We start from the raw sequence: 21,846 nt of genomic DNA on the forward strand, positions 1-21,846 counted from the left end.
ACGTAGCCATGAAAACGGTCTCCATCAGCGAAAGCAGCCTGCCCGTACAAATCTGGAACAGTGCCCCGCAACTGGACAACATTCCTGTCATCAGCACTCAGACCCTGGTTCCCGCCGGCGCACGCGCCGTGTTGATTGCCCCACATCCCGGCGATGAAGTCGTGACCTGTGGCGGCCTGCTGCAGTTGCTCAGCGCCCTGGGTCATCCCCTGCAATTGATCTCGATTACCGACGGCAGCGCCAGCCATCCGGGCTCGCAACAGTGGTCGGAGAAACGCTTGAGCGTGTTCCGGCCCCAGGAAAGCCTCGAAGCCTTGCGCCGACTCGGATTGCCGATGCACAGCCTCAAATGGATTCGTGGCGGCTTCACCGACAACGCCCTGGCCGAACGCGAGTTTCAGATGACTCAATTCATTGCCCGTTATTTGCGCCCCGGGGATGTGGTGTTCAGCACCTGGCGCGAGGATGGCATTGTCGACCATGACGCCGTTGGCCGTGCCAGTGCCAAGGCCGCGGCCATGGTCGGCGCGACGTTCAACGAAATACCGGTCTGGGCCTGGCACTGGCCAACGCGTGATCGAGGGCTCATCCCCTGGCATCGCGCGCGCAAAGTGCGACTGGACACATGGACTGTCGCGCGCAAAAGCCACGCCACCCACGCCTATGCCAGCCAGCTCGACGGCGAACCGGCCATCGGCCTCGCCCCACTGCTGCCCCCGGTGCTTCTGGAACGGATACGGTTACCCTACGAAATTGTCTTCGTCTGACACAACTCTGTAGCAGCTGTCGAGCCTGCCGTGGTGAGGGGATTTATCCCCGTTCGGCGGCGAAGCCGTCGTAATCCATTGGACGCTTTGTGGCTGAAAAACAGGGCCGCTTCGCAGCCCAACGGGGATAAATCCCCTCGCCACGGCAAGCTCGACAGCTGCTACATTTTGGTGTGGAGGCTGCTGGCGACGAATCGCTCTGAACTGCCCGCCGCAGCATCAGTCGCATACATAACCAGTCCTGATTCAGAGGAGTGAACGTGACCAGTGATTCCAAGTGGCAGGCCGTCGGATCATCTCCATTGAACTCGCCCCTGGCGATTCATCGACTGCGAGTGCTGACGGTCAACACTCACAAGGGTTTTACCGCACTCAACCGACGCTTCATTCTCCCGGAACTGCGTGAAGCGGTACGCAGTACGTCGGCGGACCTGGTGTTCCTGCAGGAAGTCGTCGGTGAACACGACCGTCATTCCGCTCGCTACAACGATTGGCCGCTGACCTCACAATACGAGTTCCTGGCCGACAGCATGTGGAGCGACTTCGCCTATGGCCGTAACGCGGTCTACCCCAACGGTCACCACGGCAACGCCCTGTTATCGAAATACCCGATCCGCGAACACCGCAACCTCGACGTCTCGATCACCGGGCCCGAACGCCGCGGCCTGCTGCATTGCGTGCTGGATGTGCCGGGCCACACTGAAGTCCATGCGATCTGCGTGCACTTGAGTCTGCTGGAAAGCCATCGCCAGTTGCAGCTCCAGCTACTCTGCCAACTGCTCGAATCCTTGCCCGACGATGCGCCGGTGATTATCGCCGGCGACTTCAACGACTGGCAGCTGCAAGGCAACACCGCCCTCGCCCGACGCGACTACCTGCATGAAGCCTTCGAACGCCACCACGGTCGCCCGGCGAAAACCTATCCGGCGCGCTTTCCTCTGCTGCGCCTGGATCGGATTTATCTGCGCAATGCCAGCAGTCATGAACCGCGAATACTGGGGCATAAGCCCTGGACGCATTTGTCGGATCACTTGCCGTTGGCGGTGGAAGTGCATCTTTGAAACACCTGCAGCTTCGTTGAATTCGGGAAATTCGCGGCCCTACCTGTTATTTGTGACAGTAGCGCCTTTCACAAGCTGTTGTTACGGTGCGCATGCCCGTAACCGTTGCATGTACGGGCATCAACCGTAGCAGCCAACGTTGCCGAAGGTTTTCCAGTTCGGGTACTTGTATTACCGATGTCGTCTCGCCATTCGCGCTGCCAAGGACGTCTGACACTTTTCCACTTACGACGAGTGAAGGGATCGGGCGCCAATCGATGCGTGGAGACGAGCATGATGTTTTGGACAGAACCGCCCAAGTACCGTTACTCAACCTGCGCCGTTTCTCTCTGGCTTTGGATAGGCTGGTCCCAGACCGCCCAGGCGGCTTGTACGCTCGCTCCTGGCGCCGGCAACGACAACTACGTGTGCGACAGCGCCAGCAGTGGCCCGCTGACCGACTTATCGGGCAACAACACCCTGACCTTTCCCGCCAATGGCACCGGCATCATCAATGGCGACGTAACCTTCGGCGCGGGTGTCGACCGGGTGCTCATGGGTTCGGGCACCCTTGCAGGCGTACTCGATCAGGGCGACGGCGACAATATTCTGCAAATCGACAACGGGCAGATTACCGGCGAAGTCCACCAGCACAGCGGCATCGACACCTTCATCATGAATGGCGGGAGTATTGAGTCCCTGGCGCAGGGCGATGGTTTCGACCAATTCCTGATGAGCGGCGGCACGATTGTCGACGGCTTTGAAGATGGTGACTTTGCGCAGATGACGGGTGGCACGATCGGTCGTGTCAACATGAAACTCGACGACAACACGTTCGACATGTCCGGCGGGCAGATCCTCGGCAACCTGGTGACCGGTTTCGGCACTGATACCGTCATCGTGTCCGCCGGGCGAATTGGCGGCAACGTCAGTGTCAGCGGCGGCAACGACAGCATCACGGTGACGGGTGGCGAGATCGGCGGCGAGGTCCGCGCCAGCGTCGGCAACGACACGTTGGTGTGGGACGGTGGCGGTATCATCCGCTCGGCCATCCTCATGGGCGCCGGCAACGACAGTGTCACCCTGAGAAATCTCGGCGAAAGCACCCTCGCCCTCACGCCGAGCATCGACGGTGGAAACGGCACAGACCTGCTGACCTTCAATCACACCACCTCAGCGGGCGCTGCCCGGTACATCAACTGGGAAACGGTCAACCTGAACAACGGTTCGCAGTTGGACCTGGCCGGCAACTTTGTCTTGGGCGACAGTGCCAGCGGCACCGGTGTGTTCAATATCGATGGCAGCAGCACGCTGACGTCAACCCAGGGCAGCATCACGCCATTCACTGCCGGTGAGCGTGCAACCTTGAACAACGCCGGGCGGATCGACCTCGGCAGCGGTAATACCCGCACCAATGACACCCTGAGCGTGCAAGGCAATTACGCGGGCAACGGCGGCCAGTTGCTGTTGCAAAGCCTGGTAGGAAACGACAACTCCCCCAGCGACAAACTGGTGGTGAACGATGGGACATTGACCGGCAGCACATCGATCACGGTCACCAATCTGGGCGGAACCGGCGGGTTGACGCAGCAGAACGGTATTGAGTTGGTGCAGGCTCAAGGCGCTGCTGTCAGCACCGCCGATGCGTTTGCGCTCAAAGCTCCGGTATCTGCGGGTGCCTTCGATTACTACCTGTTCAAGGGGGGCGTTAGCGCAGGCAGCGAAAACAGTTGGTATTTGCGCTCTGCCGTTGTGGCCCCCGCGACCGTCACCCTCCCAAACCCGGATCCGGCCTTGCCACCGATTGTCGTCCCGGTTGTCGCAATGCCGGTAGCCGCACTCGCTCCCGCCGGCAGTCCACCGCTAGCGGTTTTACCGGCAGCCGTACCGGGCGCATCACCGATTCCGCTGTACCGCCCCGAGGTCCCGACCTGGTCGGTACTGCCACCCGCTGCCGCGCAACTGACCCTGAATGCGCTCGGCACTTTCCATGAGCGCCAGGGCGATCAGCGCCTGCTCAACGAAACCGGGGCCTTTGGCGCTGGCTGGGGTCGGGTCTACGGCAAGAACGTCGATCAGACCTGGGCCGGCACCGTAACGCCAAGGCTCGACGGTTCGCTCAGCGGTTTCCAGGTGGGTAACGATGTGTACAGCTCACTGACTGCCAATGGACAGACCCAGCGCACTGGTTTTTTTGTCGGGCATACGCGTTTGCAGGGCGATGTCGACGGTTTCAACCAAGGCTTTGAAGACAAGCGCGCTGGCAAAGTCAAACTTGAAGGCGACAGTTACGGCGTGTACTGGACGTTGACCGACCCCAAAGGCTGGTACGTCGACACCGTCATCATGGGCACCCGGCTCGACGGTGACAGCCACTCCGAACGCGGTCTCAAACTGGATAACCGAGGCCACGCCTTGACTGTTTCGGCGGAAACCGGCTATCCGATTCAAGTGACGGGCAACTGGGTGGTTGAGCCGCAGGCACAGGTCATCCATCAAAAAGTCTCGCTGGACAGCCAGGACGACGGCATTTCCCGCGTCTCGTTCGACTCCGACGGTGCCTGGACCGGTCGCCTCGGCGCTCGACTCAAAGGCCGTTACCAAGTCAGTGGACGACCGCTGGAACCCTACCTGCGAGCCAATCTGTGGCACACCCTTTCCGGGACCGACTCGGTAACCTTCGACGGCGCGGACCGGATCGATACCGAGCAAAAATCGTCATCGGCTGACCTCGGTGTGGGGGTTGTGCTTAGTCTCGCGAAAACCGTGAGCGTGTATGGCGGGGTCGACTACACCAGCAATATCGACAGCAATCAGCTGCGCGCAACGGCCGCAAATCTCGGTGTCAGGGTGACTTGGTAAACCGGTAGTCCACTATTAAAACCGCTCTGGAACGCGGATTTTTTGACGATTTTTCGAACAAACAAGAACTTAGATGTGCGGCGTAAATCAGTCACTTGCGAGTCCTAAAATACACATACCACTTATCGGCCATTTTCTTGACGCGATGTCAAGGGTCTTCTTAGCTACACGTTACTACCCCCGGAAATTCACCTGGGGCAAACCCCAAGACTCCCGCAAAAACGGGCGGCCAGAGGCTTGCCCCACTACATTCGGTCGCCCCTCATTCGGGGTAGGAGAGACGCCAGAGCGAGATACGGCATGCGATTGCAAGGTAAACCTCCATGAAAACTTCATTCACCCAACAAGAGATCAAAGTTACTTTTTGCACTGTCTCGAGTTCACTCCTCCTGTGCTCGTCCATGGAAGTACAGGCAGGGCCGACAGAGGATCAAACCACGCCTTGGTACCGTCAGGACGTTCCGGTCATGACCTTGCCCGCCGTCACTTTCAGCGCCCCCTACTCCGGCCGCTTCAGCGCCGCGTCCGATACAAGAAGTTCGCGCCTGACCATCGAGGATGCTTCGCCTTCGGCCTGGGATCAGGTGTATGGACAGGCTTCGCGGCAGGCGCAAACCGATGTTCTGGCTCAGGGGTTTGCGATCCCTGGCAGTAGCGAATTCAAAGGGCCGGCGATTCTGACGCTGCAAAGCGGTAGCGGTCATACCCAGCGGGTCGGACTGGTCAGCGGCATGACTCAGTTACAAGGCAACAGCAACGGGCTGCTGACCGGCCGCGCCCTTGCTGACCCCAGCCACGACACCCTCAACCTCGAAGGCCAGAGCCTCGGCGCCTACTGGAGTTTGACCGGGCCCCAAGGCTGGCACGTGGACTTTACGGCCAGCGGCGGTCGGGTCAACGGCTATACCCGCAATGACCAGGGCGCCCGACTGGCGACCGAGGGCAGCGCGGTGACACTGTCGGTGGAAGGTGGTTTCCCCATTGGCCTGAGCGAAAACTGGGTGGTTGAACCCCAGGCGCAATTGATCAATCAACGCATTACCCTCGACACCCCGTATTCCGGCTCAGGCAACGCCTCGTCCAGCGATCTGACGTCCTGGAGCGGCCGGGTCGGTGCACGGTTGAAAGGTAGTTACGACATCAACGGCCTGGGGGTCGAACCCTATGTGCGAACCAACGTGTGGCACACCGTGTACACCGGCAATACCGTGAACCTCGATCAGGTCGAGAAGATCAGCAGCAGCCGCTATTCATCGACCGTTGAAGTGGGTTTAGGCTTGGTGGCCAGAGTGACGCCCGCCGTGAGTCTGTACGTCAGCGCCGACTACAGCAGTGATGTGGATGACAATGATTTGAATGGGTTGATTGGAAGTTTGGGTGTGCGGATGCGGTGGTGAGATCAGGCTTGAAGAAATGTTTTGTCAGGGCTGACGCCTTCGCGAGCAGGCTCGCTCCCACAGTGGATTGATGTCGTACACAAAACCACTGTGGGAGCGAGCCTGCTCGCGATGGGAGCGACTCGGTGTTAGATCAACCCCCCGGACGCAGCATCAACACCGCCAGCGGCGGCAGGTTCAATACCAGCGAGAGTGGCTGGCCATGACTCGGCTCTTCCTCGGTAAACGCCCCGCCGCTGTTGCCATAGTTCGAACCGGCGTAAGTGGCCGCATCGCTGTTGATCACCTCGGTCCAACGCCCTTCAATCGGTACGCCGATGCGATAACCCTCACGCGGCACCGGCGTGAAGTTGGCCACCACCAACACCGGTCGCCCCTCCCTGCTCCAGCGCATGAAGGCGTAGACGCTGTTGATTGCATCATCACCAATCAACCACTGGAAGCCTTGCGGCGCGTCGTCCTGATCATGCAGCGCCGGCTCTTCGCGATACAGCCGATTGAGATCGCCGACGAGTTTCTGCACACCTTTGTGTTCCGAGTACTGCAGCAAGTACCAGTCGAGTTGCTGATCGTGGTTCCACTCACGCCACTGGCCAAACTCGCAACCCATGAACAACAGCTTCTTGCCCGGATGCGCCCACATGAAACTGAGGTAGGCGCGCAGGTTGGCGAATTTCTGCCAGCGGTCGCCGGGCATCTTGTCGATCAGCGAGTGCTTGCCGTGTACCACTTCGTCGTGGGAGATCGGCAGGATAAAGCGCTCGGACCAGGCATACACCAGGCCGAAACTCAGTTCGTTGTGATGATGAGCGCGGTACACCGGGTCCTGCTGGATGTAATGCAGTGAATCGTGCATCCAGCCCATGTTCCACTTGTAGTCGAAGCCCAGTCCGCCCTGTTGCGTGCCCTGGCTGACACCCGGCCACGCAGTGGATTCTTCGGCGATCACCAGCGCGCCGGGGGCTTCGAGGTCGACCACATCATTAAGATGGCGCAGGAAGTCGATGGCTTCGAGGTTTTCCCGGCCGCCGTGACGGTTTGGCACCCATTCGCCGGCCTTGCGCGAGTAATCGCGATACAGCATCGAAGCCACGGCATCGACCCGCAGACCGTCAACGTGGAAATGTTTGAGCCAGTGCAGCGCCGAGGCCAGCATGTAGCCGTGCACTTCGGTGCGACCCAGGTTGTAGATCAGCGTGTCCCAGTCCTGATGGAAGCCTTCCTGCGGGTTGCCGTATTCGTACAGCGCCGTGCCGTCGAATTGCGCCAGGCCGTGGGTATCGGTCGGAAAATGCGCTGGCACCCAATCGAGGATCACGCCGATATCGGCCTGGTGGCAGGCATTGACGAACGCGGCGAAGTCATCCGGCGACCCGTAGCGAGCGCTCGGGGCGAATTGCGACAGCAGCTGATAGCCCCAGGACCCGCCGAACGGGTGTTCCATGATCGGCATCAGCTCGATGTGGGTAAAACCCAGGTCCTTCACATAAGGAATCAGCCGCTCGGCCAACTCATACCAGGTGTACAGGCGCGAAACTTCGCCCAAATCGTCCAACTCACATTGCCAGGACCCGGCATGCAATTCGTAGATCGACAGCGGCGCACTCACCCGATGACGATCACCCCGCGATTGCATCCAGTCGTGGTCCTGCCAATCGATGTTCAGCGGCGAAGCGACTTTTGACGCGGTGTCCGGCGGCAGCGAGGTGGCCAGCGTCATCGGGTCGGCCTTGAGCGGCAGAATGCCGTGGGTGCCGAGGATCTCGTATTTGTACGTTTCCCCCGCTTGCATGCGCGGGACGAAGATTTCCCAAACGCCGGTCGGATGACGCAGGCGCATCGGGTGCCGGCGACCGTCCCAGTTGTTGAAGTCACCCACCACCGAGACCCTTTTGGCGTTCGGCGCCCACACGGCGAATCGCACGCCATCGACACCGTCGACCGTTTTCAGCTGCGCGCCCAGGCAAGCGCTGAGATCGCGGTGATTGCCTTCGGCGAACAGGTACAAGTCCATTTCGCCGAGCAACGGGCCAAAGCTGTAAGGGTCTTCGGAAACCTGATCGCCGCCGGCCCAGCGGGTTCGCAGCAGATACGCCTGCGCCCGATCGAAGTGCCCGACGAACAGGCCCGGCGTCTGGGTGGCTTCAAGGTTGCCGAGTTCCTCCCCGGAGTCCTTGGCCAGTACCTGCACGCTCAAGGCGTCCGGCAAATAGGCCCGAATGAATTGCCCGCCGGCACCATCGCCGTGCGGGCCAAGAATTGCAAAGGGGTCGTGATGTTCGGCGCGTACCAGTGCGTCGATGTCCCGCGATCTGGGCAGCAACGCTTCTTTAGCGTGACCCTGTTCCTTGTTCGAGAAACTCATGACTACTCTCCACCAAGATCGGAAAAGGGTGTAAGCCCACTCAATAACCCATACAAACCGTGCAACGGCACGGGCAACCATGTGGGCCGATTTTCTGCCTCATAGGCCACTTCATACGCTGCCTTCTCCAGGCCGAACAACGCCAATGCGGCGTCCTCGCCTTCCGGATCTTGCCATGCATGAGCAAGACTAGCTGCCGCCAGCCGATAAGCGTCGACAAATGCTTGTCTTGCTTCATTTAGATAGCGATCAGCGACACGCTGACGAGCGGCTTGGGCATCGGCCGTGTAGTCGACGTTGTGTACGTTGATCGCCATCGCCGCAGCGTAGTCAAAGGAGCGCAATACGCCACTGACGTCTTTGTACGGGCTGTGTTTGCCCCGTCGTTCGTGCAGTGGCCGCGCCGGTTCGCCTTCGAAGTCGATCAGGTAGGCATCGCCCTTGATCACCAGCACCTGGCCCAGGTGCAAGTCGCCGTGGACGCGAATGCGCAGACCACCAACGGCTTTTTTTCCCAGCTCCTGAACATGGCTGAGGATGACTTTTTTGTTGTCCAGTAAACGACTGACCAAGGCTTTGTCTGCCGGGTTCAACTCGCTTTGATGCTGTTTGAGCAACTTTAACGCGTGTTCCAGTTGCGCCGACACGTCCTTGGCGCAGGCCAGGGCATCTTTCTGGGTGGTGACCTTCGGGGTGAAGTCCGGGTTGTCGCTGGGCGCCGCCAGGATCTGATGCATTTCACCCAGACGCTGACCGAGCATACCGGCGAAGTCTCTCAGTTCGCCCAAGGCGTTGTAGTGTTGCTCCTGCTCGGACATGGCGTCGGCCAGTTCGTCGCGCAACGCCCGTTCGAGGTTGTTCTGGGTCCATTCCCAGGCGTCGCCCTGATTGCTCAAGTAGCCTTGGGCAATCATCAGCAGACTTTCCTCACCCGCCGGATCGCGGCGAACCACCGAACCCAGCAGCGGCGAGATATTGCGGAAACCGGCGTGAGTCAGGAACGCGCTCATTTCCAGTTCCGGGTGCACGCCAGACGCGACCTTGCGGATCAGTTTCAGCACCAGGCTGTTGCCGATCACCACCGAACTGTTGGACTGTTCGGCGGACAGGTAACGCACTTCCGATTCCCCGGTCAGACCGAGTTTCGCCAGCTCCCATGTGGGCTCAAAACAGATGTCGCCCGCACTGGATGGCAATACGGTATTACTTTGCATGCCCTGCAACACCGCATGCACAAAGGTGTCGAGGCTGAAGGCGTCAGTGATCAAGCCGACCTGACGCACGCGCCGGACCCGAGACAAGGCCAGTTGCTGCGGCAACGCGGGACCGACCTGATCTTCGGAGATAAAACCGAACGGCAACTGATAGCGGCTGGTCTGGCCGCCACTGGTGACATCAATTTCACTCAACAGCACCGGATGTTGTGGATCGCCGAAACGTACGCCGTATGCAATGTTGACGTGCTCAATGGCCGCGTCCTTGCCGGCAAACCAGCGGCGATTCTGCAGCCAGCTCGGCAAGATGCCCTGCTCCAGCGTGCCGCGGGACGGTGCTTCGAGCAGTTCTTCCATGCGTTTTTTCAGCACCAGCGTGGTGAAGTCCGGCAAGCTTTGCGCCGGTTCCACGTGCCAGCTCGGCATCTGGTTTTCCAACGCGAGCACGAACCAATAGAAGCCGTAAGGCGCCAGGGTCAGCAGGAAATTCAACTGACCAATAGGCGGGAAGGCGTTACCGCCGAGCATCTCCACCGGCACCATGCCGACGTAGGCCGACAGATCCAGTTCCGCCGCTTGCGCGCTTCGGGACACGTTGGCCACGCACAAGATGATTTCGTGCTTGCCGTCCGGTCCGGTGAATTCCCGGGTGTAGGCCAGGATCCGTCGGTTAGTCGGCGAGAGCATTTTCAGCGTGCCGCGACCGAAGGCCTTGGACTGCTTGCGCACGGCGAGCATGCGCCGGGTCCAGTTCAGCAGCGAATGCGGGTCGCCGGCCTGGGTTTCAACGTTGACCGACAGGTAACCGTATTGCGGGTCCATGATCGGTGGCAGCACCAGGCTCGCCGGGTCGGCGCGGGAGAAACCACCGTTACGGTCAATCGACCATTGCATGGGCGTACGCACGCCGTCACGGTCGCCGAGGTAGATGTTGTCACCCATGCCGATTTCGTCGCCGTAATACAGGGTCGGCGTGCCGGGCATCGACAGCAGCAAACTGTTCAGCAACTCCACGCGACGACGGTCGCGCTCCATCAACGGCGCGAGACGGCGGCGAATGCCCAGATTGATCCGCGCCCGACGGTCGGCCGCGTAGTAATTCCACAGATAATCGCGCTCCTTGTCAGTGACCATTTCCAGGGTCAGCTCATCGTGGTTGCGCAGGAAAATCGCCCACTGACAGTTGGCCGGGATCTCCGGGGTCTGACGCAGGATGTCGGTGATCGGGAAGCGGTCCTCCTGGGCCAGCGCCATGTACATGCGCGGCATCAGCGGGAAGTGGAACGCCATGTGGCATTCGTCACCGTTCAGGCCTTTGGCGTCGGTGTCGCCGAAGTACAGCTGAGTGTCTTCCGGCCATTGGTTGGCCTCGGCCAGCAGCATGCGGTCCGGGTAATTTGCGTCGATTTCGGCACGGATCTGCTTGAGGACGTCGTGGGTCTCGGGCAGGTTTTCGTTGTTGGTGCCGTCGCGTTCGATCAGGTACGGAATCGCGTCCAGACGCAAGCCGTCGATGCCCATGTCCAGCCAGTAGCGCATCACCGACAGCACGGCTTTCATCACTTGCGGGTTATCGAAATTCAGGTCTGGCTGGTGAGAATAGAAGCGATGCCAGAAGTACTGGCCGGCCACCGGGTCCCAGGTCCAGTTGGATTTTTCGGTGTCGAGAAAGATGATGCGGGTGCCGTCGTACTTATGATCGTCATCGGACCAGACGTAGAAATCCCGTGCCGCCGAGCCTTTCTTGGCCTTGCGCGCACGCTGGAACCAGGCGTGCTGGTCAGAGGTGTGGTTGATGACCAGTTCGGTAATCACCCGCAGGCCACGTTTGTGGGCTTCAGAGATAAATCGCTTGGCGTCGGCCATGGTGCCGTAATCAGAATGCACGCCGCGGTATTCGGCAATATCGTAGCCGTCATCGCGTCGTGGCGAGGGATAGAACGGCAACAGCCAGATGGTGTTGACGCCCAGATCGGCAATGTAATCGAGTTTGGCGATAAGACCGGGAAAGTCGCCGATCCCGTCATTGTTGGAGTCGAAATAAGACTTAACGTGAACCTGGTAGATCACCGCATCCTTGTACCAGAGCGGGTCCTTGATAAAGGTGGCTGCCTTGGGTTTCTTCGCCATTTGAAACTCCTGTTGAATTCGATAAAGCTACTGGGCCCGCCACTCATTTTGGTGAGGCGGCCTCTGTGGCGAGGGGATTTATCCCCGTTGGGCTGCGAAGCAGTCCTAAATGCTGTGAATCCAAATCTGACGGGAGGAATGGGTTGCCTGGTTTATCTGGGGGCCGCTTCGCGGCCCAACGGGGATAAATCCCCTCGCCACAAAAGCCCTCTAACCACAAAAGCCCTCTAACCACAGAAGCCCCCTCACCACAAAAGCAGTCTCAGGAAATGCTGATCCGCCAGATCCCGAACGGTTGATGCGCCGGGTCGATCCGCATGAATTGGTACTTGCCGTGCCAGGTCCAGCGATGACCGCTCATCAAGTCTTCGCCCTGAGTGCTGGCGTCGTCGGGCAAGCCCATTTCCCACAGCGGCAATTCGAAATTCGCTTCCTGGACGTTAAGCGGATCAAGGCTGACCGCCACCAGAATGAAATTGCTGCCATCGGCGCTGCGTTTGCCGAAATACAGAATGTTGTCGTTCCAGGCGTTGTAGACCTTCAAGCCCAGATGCGTCTGCAGTGCCGGGTTCTGCCGACGGATGCGGTTGAGCTGGGCGATTTCGGCAATGATGTTGCCCGGCGCGTTGAAGTCCCGTGGGCGGATTTCGTACTTCTCGGAATTGAGGTACTCCTCCTTGCCGGGCACCGGTGCCGCTTCGCACAGTTCGAAGCCTGAATACATGCCCCACAAACCAGAGCCCATGGTCGCCAGCGCGGCGCGGATCAGAAATCCGGCACGCCCCGACTCATGCAAAAACGCCGGATTGATGTCCGGTGTGTTGACGAAGAAGTTCGGCCGGAAACATTCGCTCCACGGCGATTCGTTGAGTTCGGTGAAGTAAGTGGCCAACTCGGACTTGTTGTTGCGCCAGGTGAAGTAGGTGTAGCTCTGGGAGTAACCGACCTTGCCCAACCGCGCCATCATTGCCGGGGTGGTGAAGGCTTCGGCCAGGAAGATCACCTCGGGGTACAGCGCCCGCACATCAGCGATCAACCATTGCCAGAACGGCAGCGGTTTGGTGTGAGGGTTGTCGACGCGAAACAGCTTCACGCCCTCCTCGACCCAACCCACCACGATGTCGCGCAACTCGACCCACAGACTCGGAATCGCATCGGTGGCATAGAAATCGACGTTGACGATGTCCTGGTATTTCTTCGGCGGGTTCTCGGCGTATTTGATCGTGCCGTCGGGACGCCAGTTGAACCAGCCCGGATGCTGCTGCAGCCACGGGTGATCCTGGGAACACTGAATCGCGAAGTCGAGGGCAATTTCCAGTCCGTGGTCAGCGGCCGCCGCGACAAGACGCCGGAAGTCTTCGCGCGTGCCCAGCTCCGAATGAATCGCCTCATGCCCACCCTCTTCGCTGCCAATGGCATACGGACTGCCCGGATCGTCCGGCCCGGCGGTCAGGGAGTTGTTCGGGCCCTTGCGGTAACTGCGGCCGATCGGGTGGATCGGCGGGAAGTACAGCACATCGAAGCCCATGTCCTGGATCATCGGCAGCCGCGAATGCACATCGTTGAAGGTGCCATGACGGGCCGGATCGTCGGTGATCGAACGCGGAAACAATTCATACCAACTGGCGAACTGCGCCAGGTTCCGCTCGACGTCGAGCGGGTACTCGGGGCTGATGCTCAAATAGGCACGATGATCGGCCTGCGTCATCAGCTCGGCGCTACGCTGGTGCAGAAACAGCTCGACCTGCTCGATTTCGAGCAGACCCGACAATTCATGGTGCAGCGCCGCCAGTTGCTCGCTCAGCTGCCCTTCCGTGCGTTCGGCGGCTTGCTGGACTTGCGTCCGTCCTTCCTGCAGTTCCAGGCTGATCGGCACTCTGGCTGCGTGTTTTTTCTCCAGGTCATAACAGAAGCTGGCGAACTGATCGATCCAGGCTTCGATGCAAAACACATAACGGCCCTGACACGCGACCCGGAACTGGCCCTGCCAACCGTTATTGCCCAGCTCGGCCATGACTTCGCTTTGCCAGGTTTCCTCACCCTCGGCGTGCCAGCGTACGCGCACGGCCAATTTGTCGTGACCGTCGGCGAACACTTTGCTGGTCACCACCACGTCCTGACCCACAATGGCTTTGACGGCGAACTGCCCGCCATCAAGGGTCGGCATGGTGTTTTCGATGGCGATGCGCGGTAGCAGTAAAGCCTGCGACAGCGGCATATGAGGGTTGTAGTTCAGCTCTGTGGGTTTTTCAGCAGTCATCGAGCATCTCTCCTTAACGCCCCATGGACGCTCTTGTGTCTGTGGCTTGTGACAGGGTAGCCATCCCGCAGGATCGTCCGCCCCGGAATGAACTCACTTAGGTTCCGAGCGACTGGCGCCGGTAAAAGTTCACGAGAAATTGCCTGGGCTTTCGGCGGAATCAATTCCTTTGCACGGTGGTCAACACACTTAAGCACGACTTACGCCATGTGCCACTGGAGGCTGAATTTCATGAGCATTCCGATCCCTGCCGAAACGCCTGATCCAAACATCGACAGCCCGACCATTCCGCCGACCGAGCCTGAACCTGTGCCTGAGCAAGAGCCCCCCGGCACCACCCCGCCTCCGCGCGAAGACCCGCCAGAGACGATTCCGCCGGTGATCGTTACACCGGAGTAATTTACGAATTTTGATCCTTGTCCTTGTCGATCATTCGCACAACGAAGGGCATCACACCGAGGATCGCCAACGCCAGCAACGTGCTGAGCACCGCCGTCGCCTCTCGCCCCAACCCGGCCGAGACGCCGATGGCGGCGGTCATCCACAATCCGGCGGCGGTGGTCAGGCCTTTGACGTGCCCCTCGTCGCCCTCGTTGTTTTTCAGAATAGTCCCCGCGCAAAGAAAGCCGATCCCGGCGATCACGCCCTGCACCACCCGACTCATCGCATCGGCCTGCGAGCCGGACATTTGCGGCACCAGCACGAACAGCGCGGCGCCGAGGGCCACCAGCATGTGGGTGCGCACCCCGGCGGCCTTGCCCTTCTGCTCGCGTTCGAAGCCGAGAATCCCGCCCAACACCGCTGCCATCAGCAAGCGCACGGTAATGCGCGTCAGTTGTGAAGCGTCGCCAATGTCGGCGAACTCCGCTTGCAGGGTCACCCAAACCTCATGCCACCAGGCGTTCATGGTGTTGTCCTTGTGATGACTGAATAGAAAGTTGCTCTATTGAGGATGGACCGCGCCGACCATTAATCGGTTGCACAGAACGATGATCTTCGGCTGTGCCCTAACACTTTAGAACCCGCAGAAAAAAGGATACCTCCATGACTGTGCGCATCGAAAACCAGACCTGCTTCTTCATTACCGAGAACGGCGAAGAAATTCGTTTGTGTCCCGACGTCACCATCATTACCGACCCCGAAAAAGCCATGTCGGCGGTGGAGCTCGATGGCCAGCGCTTCTACATTACCGAAGCAGAAGCCGACGCATTGACCGTAGCAGGCGCAGTCGACGGGCGTAGGCATTTGAAGGCCACCGACAGTGATTCGGTGATTTGACTGACCCGGATCAACAACCCCCGCAGACGCTTGATATAGGCGTCTGCGTCCCGCTGCTGCGGGTGCATCAACTTGTCGCAGGCAGCGGATCAATGCCCATCTGATCCGCTTTTTATTGCATTAGGTGAGTCTGTTATGCAAACAGATCACCGCTCATAGTGCTCAGGCCTGATGGAGGCTGATGAGCGAAAGACCATGAGCGATAGAATCCCCGTCCGAACCGTAGAAACCGCCCCTTTAGTAAAGAACCCTTCAGTGCAGAGCTATGAGCCTTCGCGTCCAAAGATGAAGGCCAAGTCCAGCGACAACCTGATCCATACACGCAGCTTCACCGGTTTATTCCGCACCTTGCGCATGAGCGGCGCGGGGTTTCTGTTTTTGCTGTTTTTCGGCACGGTGTGGTTGAACTGGGGCGGCCGCCAGGCTGTGCTCTGGGACCTTTCCGAAAGCAAATTCCACATCTTCGGCGCAACCTTCTGGCCCCAGGATTTCATCCTGCTGTCGGCGCTGCTGATCATTGCCGCGTTCGGCCTGTTCGCGATCACCGTGTTCGCCGGGCGAGTCTGGTGCGGTTACACCTGCCCACAGAGCTCCTGGACCTGGATCTTCATGTGGTGCGAGAAGCTCACCGAAGGCGAACGCAACCAACGGATCAAGCTGCAAGCCGCACCCTGGGGCCTGAACAAACTGATCCGCCGCTCGGCCAAGCACACCTTGTGGCTGGCCATCAGCCTGTTGACCGGCCTGACCTTTGTCGGCTATTTCACCCCGATCCGGCCGCTGGCCGAAGAACTGCTGACGTTGCAGATGGGCGGCGTCAGCCTGTTTTGGGTGCTGTTCTTTACCGGCGCGACTTACATCAACGCCGGTTGGCTGCGTGAAGCGGTGTGCATGCACATGTGTCCGTATGCACGGTTCCAGAGCGTGATGTTCGACAAAGACACCCTGACCATCTCCTACGACGTGGCCCGTGGCGAAAACCGTGGCCCGCGCAAACGTGACGTGGCACCGGCTGAAGTCGGCCTCGGTGATTGCATCGACTGCCAGGTGTGCGTGCAGGTCTGCCCGACCGGCATCGACATCCGCGACGGCTTGCAGATGGAATGCATCGGCTGCGCCGCGTGTATCGACGCCTGTGACTCGATCATGGACAAAATGGGCTACGCCCGTGGGCTGATCAGCTACACCTCCGAGCATCAATTGCAGGGTGGCAAAACTCATTTGTTGCGGCCGCGATTGATCGGCTACGTCGCGATCCTGTTGGTGATGATCGGTGCGCTTGCCCAGGCCCTGGTGGAGCGGCCGATGGTGTCGCTGGACGTGAGCAAGGACCGTGGCCTGTTCCGCGAGAACAGTCAGGGGCAGATCGAAAACATCTACAGCCTGAAAGTCATCAACAAGACCCAGCAACGTCAGGACTACCGCCTGACTCTGGTCGATGGCGAAGGCTTCCAGTTGCAAGGCAAGACCGAACTGAGCCTGGCACCGGGTGAGATTGTGGATGTGCCGGTGTCGGTGGCGATGACCACGGAGCGGCCGAGCAGCAGTTCGCAGACGATCAGCTTCAAGATTGTCGACAGCGATGAGCCAGAGATTTATAGCGTGGCGAAGAGCCGGTTTGTTGCGCCGATGAATCGATGATCCCTTAGACTGCGGTGCCCTGTGGAAAGCGGGCCCCCTGTGGCGAGGGGATTTATCCCCGTTGGGCCGCGAAGCGGCCCCAAAGTTTTACGGCTGCTGCGCAACCGAACGGGGATAAATCCCCTCGCCACAAGAGCCCCCTCGCCACAACAGCTAATTGAACCTATTCGATTGCGGGACTTAGATGAAACGCTACGAAAAATTCGCCGACGACATCGCTGAACTGATCCGCTCCGGTGTTCTCGGCCCCGGCCAGCGTGTCCCTTCCGTGCGCTATGCCAGCCAGACCTACGGGGTCAGCCCGTCCACGGTGTTCCAGGCCTACTACCTGCTCGAACGCCGAGGCTTGATCCGCGCTCGCCCGCGTTCCGGCTACTTCGTCAATGCGCATGCACCGAGCCCTTTCTCCGAGCCGGTGATCAGCAGCCAGGTCAACGAGTCCACCGAAGTCGACGTCAGCGAACTGGTGTTTTCGGTACTCGACTCGATCAAGGACCCGAACACCGTGCCCTTCGGCTCGGCCTTCCCAAGCCCGACCCTGTTCCCGTTGCAGCGCCTGTCCCGTTCCCTGGCCAGCGCCGCCCGCGAGATGGACCCGCGCATGGTCGTCACCGACATGTCGCCGGGCAACCCGCAACTGCGTCGACAAATCGCCCTGCGCTACATGGTCGGCGGGCTGATGCTGCCCATGGAAGAACTGCTGATCACCAACGGTGCACTGGAAGCGCTGAACCTGTGCCTGCAAGCGGTCACCGAGCCCGGCGATCTGGTGGCCATCGAAGCCCCGGCGTTTTACGCGTGCCTGCAAATACTGGAGCGGCTGAAGCTCAAAGCCTTAGAAATCCCTGTGCATCCGCGCGATGGCATCGACCTTGGCGTACTCGCGCAAACCCTGGCACGGCACCCGATCAAGGCTGTCTGGTGCATGACCAGTTTCCAGAACCCGATGGGCGCGACGATGCCCGAGGCGAAGAAACAGGAACTGGTTGAGCTTTTGCGCAGCCATCAAGTGCCGCTGATCGAAGACGATGTCTACGCAGAGCTGTATTACGGCCAACAGGCGCCGAAACCGGCCAAGTCCTTTGATACCGAAGGGCTGGTGATGCATTGCGGTTCGTTCGCCAAAAGCCTGGCCCCCGGCTACCGCATCGGTTGGGTCGCCGCCGGGCGTTATGCGAAGAAGATCGAACGGCTGAAACTCATGACGTCGCTGTGCGCGTCGATGCCGGCCCAGGCGGCCATTGCCGATTACCTGCAACACGGCGGCTACGACCGGCACTTGCGAAAACTGCGCTACGCCCTGGAAGAACAGCAAAGCGCCATGCTCGCCGCTATCGCGCGCTACTTCCCGGCGCAAACCCGCGTCAGCCAACCGGTCGGTGGTTATTTCCTGTGGCTGGAATTGCCACCGCAGATGGATTCGCTGAAGTTGTTTCAAATGGCCTTGGCGCAAGGGATCAGCATTGCGCCCGGGCCGATCTTTTCACCGACCCAGCGCTTCAGGAATTGCATTCGGCTGAATTACGGCAGTCCTTGGGATGAGACAGCCGAGAAGGCGATGGAGACGTTGGGGCGGATTGTGCGGTCGTTCTGAAGGTTTGATGGCGTCTGGTCTACCGCCTTCGCGAGCAGGCTCGCTCCCACATTGGATGGATGTGAACACAATAATTGTGAACAACACCAATCCCTGTGGGAGCGAGCCTGCTCGCGATGAGGCCAGACCAAACAGTGCAAATCTGAAGGGTTAACGCCCGCCGCCGAGGTCGACGAATGTTCCGGTCGCATAGGAAGCCTTGTCCGACAGCAACCACACAATCGCCTCAGCCACTTCATCCGGCCGCCCGCCCCGAGCCATCGGAATCGCCGATTCCAGTTTGCTGACCCGATCCGGGTCGCCGCTCAATGCGTGGAAATCGGTGTAGATGTAACCCGGGCGCACCGCGTTGACGCGGATGCCTTCGCCGGCCACTTCTTTGGACAGGCCGATGGTGAACGTATCCAGCGCACCTTTCGACGCTGCGTAATCAACGTATTCACTTGGCGCGCCCAGGCGTGAGGCCACCGAGGACACGTTAACGATGCTGCCGCCCTGCCCGCCATGCTTGGGCGACATGCGCAGGATCGCGTGTTTGGCGCAGAGGATCGGCGCCAGGACGTTGGTTCTGAGGATTTTGAGAATACGGAACTCGGACATTTCATCGATCCGGGACTTTTGCCCGACGGTGCCGGCGTTGTTCACCAGTGCCGTGACCCGGCCCAACTCAGTGTCCACGCGGTGGAACAGCGCGATCACTTCATCTTCGATGCTGACGTCGGCGCGCACTGCGATGGCTTGGGCGCCGAGGGCACGGACTTGTTCCAGCACAGTTTGCGCAGCCGATTCGTCAGCCAGGTAGTTGATGCAGATCCGATAGCCTTGTTCGGCGGCCAACAGGGCTGTGGCGGCGCCGATACCGCGGCTGCCGCCAGTGATGACGATAACTTTGTCCATGCGAAATATCCCCCATTCCAAGCGTTAGCAGTCGGGGCCAAGAATAACCGCCATCGCTGGCTTTTGCATGGGCTCACATCAATCACAGTGTTCTCAGCTCACCGCCAATTGCTCTGCACGCAGAATATCCACCATGAAGCGGTCGGCCGGCAGCGGGTGCCCGAGCAGATAGCCCTGCAGCGAATCACAACCGAGTTGCGTCAGGAAGTCTTGCTGCGAGTCGGTCTCCACCCCTTCCGCAACGATCCGCAACCCCAGTGCCTGGCCGAGAGCAACGATGGCGGAAACGATGGCGGCGTCATCGCTGTCACGTTCCAGATCGCGGACAAAACCACGGTCGATTTTCAGTTCGTTGGCCGGCAAGCGCTTGAGGTACATCAAGCTCGAATAGCCGGTGCCAAAGTCGTCGATCGACAGGTCGACACCCATTGTCGAAAGCTCCTGAAGCACCGTCATGCTCGCATCGGCATCGCTCATGGCGGTGGTTTCCGTGATCTCGAGGGTCAGGCTGTTGGCCGGCAAGTGGTGAGTGGCCAAGGCTTTGGCGACGCTCTGGACCAGACCCGCATGGCAGAACTGCAAGGCTGAAAGGTTCACCGCGATGCGCCAGTCGGTGTATCCGAGCACGTACCACTCACGCATCTGACGGCAGGCTTCGTTGAGCACCCACTCGCCAATCGGAATGATCAGCCCGGTTTTTTCCGCCAGTTCGATGAACTTGTCCGGCAGCAGCATGCCCTGGGTCGGATGCACCCAGCGCAGCAACGCCTCGGCACCGACCGGCCGGCCGTTGTTGGCGTCGAACTTGGGTTGGTAATAGAGACGGAATTGCTGCTGATCAATGGCGATACGCAAGTCCTGCAATAACTGCAGCTGTTTGCGCGCGTTGCTGTTCATCGAGGCATCGAAGAAGCTGTAGCCGTTTTTACCGGTGCCCTTGGCGTGGTACATCGCCGCGTCAGCGTTCATCAGTAATTCCTCGGCGGTTTCACCGTTGCCTGGAAAAATCGCGATGCCGACGCTCGCGGAAATCTGCAAGTCATGTTCGCCGACCCGGAACGAACGCCCGATCAGCCCGACCTGACGGGCCGCCAGGTTCAATGCGTCATTCTGCTCGCCGAGTTGCACCAGTAAAACGAACTCATCACCGCCGATCCGCGCCAGGGTGTCATGGCTGCGCAAATCCTCGCGCAAGCGCAAGCCGACCTCACGCAACAACAGATCGCCCATATGGTGACCGAAGGCATCGTTGACGGGTTTGAAACCGTCCAGATCGATGAACATCAGCGCGAAACAACCGCCCTGTTCCTGCACCATCGACATCGCCTGATCGATGCGGTCAGCCAGCAACACGCGATTCGGCAGGCCGGTCAGGGTGTCATGCAGGGCCAGTTGGGTCAGTTCGCGGTTGGCCTCGGTCAATGAGTGGGCAAGGCCTGCGGTGCGGGCCTCAAGGCGCGCATCGAGGATCGAGGTCAACAAGGCAAGGCTCAACACTGCCAGGGTGGTGATCAGCACCAGATTGTCCAGGCCCTTACCATTCAGGCCGCTGACGGCCACGCCACAGAAGCTGCCATCCGGGAAACGCGCGGCCGCCATGCCGGTGTAATGCATGCCGACGATCGCGAAACCCATGATCACCGCCGCACCGCCACGGATCAGGCCGACATAAGGTGTGTGCTGGCGCAGGCGGAAAGCGATCCACAACGCAGCGCCCGAGGCGAGTACGGCGATCAGCAGCGAGGCGCCGAATAGCGTCGGATCGTAATCGATACCCGGCTGCATACGCATGGCGGCCATGCCGGTGTAGTGCATCGCGCTGATCCCGGAACCCATGACCAGTGCGCCGAATGCCAATTGCCAGGCTGGCAATTTTGGCTGACTGACCAGCCACAGGGCAAAGCCGCAGGACAGGATGCCAGTCAGCAAGGACAGCAACGTGATGCCGACGTCGTAACCGAGATCGATGGGCAGTGTGAACGCGAGCATGCCGATGAAATGCATCGACCAAACGCCAACCCCCATGGCAAACGCGCCGCCAGCCGTCCATAAATGCACAGCCCGGCCCTTGGCCGTGGCGATGCGTTCGGTCAGGTCGAGCGCGGTATAGGAGGCGAGAATCGCCACAAAAAGGGAGATGACAACCAGCGTGGGGGAATAGCTACCGATAAGCATGAGACTACTCGTGACAGCCCTCCGCTCTCGGGGGGCAAATCGGGCGATTGTACTGATTGCGCAAAAGAACGCACTGACAAAATAAGCAAATGGCCATCAAGCCGATGAAACACTTGTTGACACTCGCAACGTGGCGAGGGGATTTATCCCCGTTCGGCTGCGAAGCAGTCGTGAGATCAGACTATGCGGTGTTTCAGGTAGACCGCAGATACAGGTTTTACGACGG

The 21,846-nt window shown here is 59.8% G+C and carries 14 protein-coding genes; 8 read left to right on the forward strand and 6 right to left on the reverse strand.

Annotation, left to right across the window (positions count from 1 at the left end; translation table 11 throughout):
• The first annotated feature begins 8 nt into the window (after nt 1-8).
• The 4 genes from ACYZUA_RS17635 (at nt 9) to ACYZUA_RS17650 (ending at nt 6,066) form a co-directional block, all read left to right on the forward strand.
• A complete protein-coding gene (locus ACYZUA_RS17635; protein WP_461959894.1) occupies nt 9-767 on the forward strand; it encodes a PIG-L deacetylase family protein in 759 nt (252 codons plus the stop codon).
• A 260-nt stretch (nt 768-1,027) separates the two neighbouring features.
• On the forward strand, nt 1,028-1,828 hold the full coding sequence (locus tag ACYZUA_RS17640) for an endonuclease/exonuclease/phosphatase family protein (protein ID WP_461959895.1): 801 nt from the start codon (nt 1,028-1,030) through the stop codon (nt 1,826-1,828).
• Nucleotides 1,829-2,101: 273 nt separating this feature from the next.
• Nucleotides 2,102-4,669 (forward strand): autotransporter family protein, encoded by a 2,568-nt coding sequence (locus ACYZUA_RS17645; protein WP_461959896.1) that lies wholly within the window; start codon nt 2,102-2,104, stop codon nt 4,667-4,669.
• 323 nt (nt 4,670-4,992) lie between these two features.
• A complete protein-coding gene (locus ACYZUA_RS17650) occupies nt 4,993-6,066 on the forward strand; it encodes an autotransporter domain-containing protein (protein ID WP_461959897.1) in 1,074 nt (357 codons plus the stop codon).
• Between the two features lie 133 nt (nt 6,067-6,199).
• Here ACYZUA_RS17650 and glgB read toward each other — a convergent pair whose 3' ends face one another.
• From glgB to ACYZUA_RS17665, 3 genes are all read right to left on the reverse strand, one after another.
• Nucleotides 6,200-8,431 carry a 1,4-alpha-glucan branching protein GlgB gene (gene glgB / locus ACYZUA_RS17655; protein WP_461959898.1) on the reverse strand — a complete coding sequence of 744 codons (2,232 nt, stop codon included), beginning with the start codon at nt 8,429-8,431 and terminating at the stop codon, nt 6,200-6,202.
• Nucleotides 8,432-8,433: 2 nt separating this feature from the next.
• Nucleotides 8,434-11,775, reverse strand: coding sequence for a maltose alpha-D-glucosyltransferase (treS, locus tag ACYZUA_RS17660; RefSeq protein ID WP_461959899.1), 3,342 nt, complete (start codon nt 11,773-11,775; stop codon nt 8,434-8,436).
• 262 nt (nt 11,776-12,037) lie between these two features.
• A complete protein-coding gene (locus ACYZUA_RS17665; RefSeq protein WP_461959900.1) occupies nt 12,038-14,035 on the reverse strand; it encodes an alpha-1,4-glucan--maltose-1-phosphate maltosyltransferase in 1,998 nt (665 codons plus the stop codon).
• A 231-nt stretch (nt 14,036-14,266) separates the two neighbouring features.
• On the opposite strand from ACYZUA_RS17665, the gene ACYZUA_RS17670 reads away from it, so the two are divergent.
• On the forward strand, nt 14,267-14,434 hold the full coding sequence (locus ACYZUA_RS17670; protein ID WP_461959901.1) for a hypothetical protein: 168 nt from the start codon (nt 14,267-14,269) through the stop codon (nt 14,432-14,434).
• Between the two features lies 1 nt (nt 14,435).
• Here the strand turns inward: ACYZUA_RS17670 and ACYZUA_RS17675 are convergent, their stop codons facing one another.
• Nucleotides 14,436-14,942 carry an MgtC/SapB family protein gene (locus ACYZUA_RS17675; RefSeq protein WP_461959902.1) on the reverse strand — a complete coding sequence of 169 codons (507 nt, stop codon included), beginning with the start codon at nt 14,940-14,942 and terminating at the stop codon, nt 14,436-14,438.
• 137 nt (nt 14,943-15,079) lie between these two features.
• On the opposite strand from ACYZUA_RS17675, the gene ACYZUA_RS17680 reads away from it, so the two are divergent.
• The 3 genes from ACYZUA_RS17680 (at nt 15,080) to mapR (ending at nt 18,548) form a co-directional block, all read left to right on the forward strand.
• Nucleotides 15,080-15,313: a DUF3203 family protein gene (locus ACYZUA_RS17680; protein ID WP_461959903.1), complete on the forward strand. Its 234-nt coding sequence runs from the start codon at nt 15,080-15,082 to the stop codon at nt 15,311-15,313.
• Nucleotides 15,314-15,508: 195 nt separating this feature from the next.
• A complete protein-coding gene (gene ccoG, locus ACYZUA_RS17685; protein WP_461959904.1) occupies nt 15,509-16,954 on the forward strand; it encodes a cytochrome c oxidase accessory protein CcoG in 1,446 nt (481 codons plus the stop codon).
• A gap of 184 nt (nt 16,955-17,138) precedes the next feature.
• A complete protein-coding gene (mapR, locus tag ACYZUA_RS17690; RefSeq protein WP_461959905.1) occupies nt 17,139-18,548 on the forward strand; it encodes a GntR family transcriptional regulator MpaR in 1,410 nt (469 codons plus the stop codon).
• 150 nt (nt 18,549-18,698) lie between these two features.
• Here the strand turns inward: mapR and ACYZUA_RS17695 are convergent, their stop codons facing one another.
• A complete protein-coding gene (locus ACYZUA_RS17695) occupies nt 18,699-19,445 on the reverse strand; it encodes an SDR family oxidoreductase (protein WP_461959906.1) in 747 nt (248 codons plus the stop codon).
• 93 nt (nt 19,446-19,538) lie between these two features.
• Nucleotides 19,539-21,620 carry a putative bifunctional diguanylate cyclase/phosphodiesterase gene (locus tag ACYZUA_RS17700; protein WP_461959907.1) on the reverse strand — a complete coding sequence of 694 codons (2,082 nt, stop codon included), beginning with the start codon at nt 21,618-21,620 and terminating at the stop codon, nt 19,539-19,541.
• Nucleotides 21,621-21,846 lie beyond the last annotated feature (226 nt).

Source organism: Pseudomonas sp. LS2P72 (genome assembly GCF_054897865.1).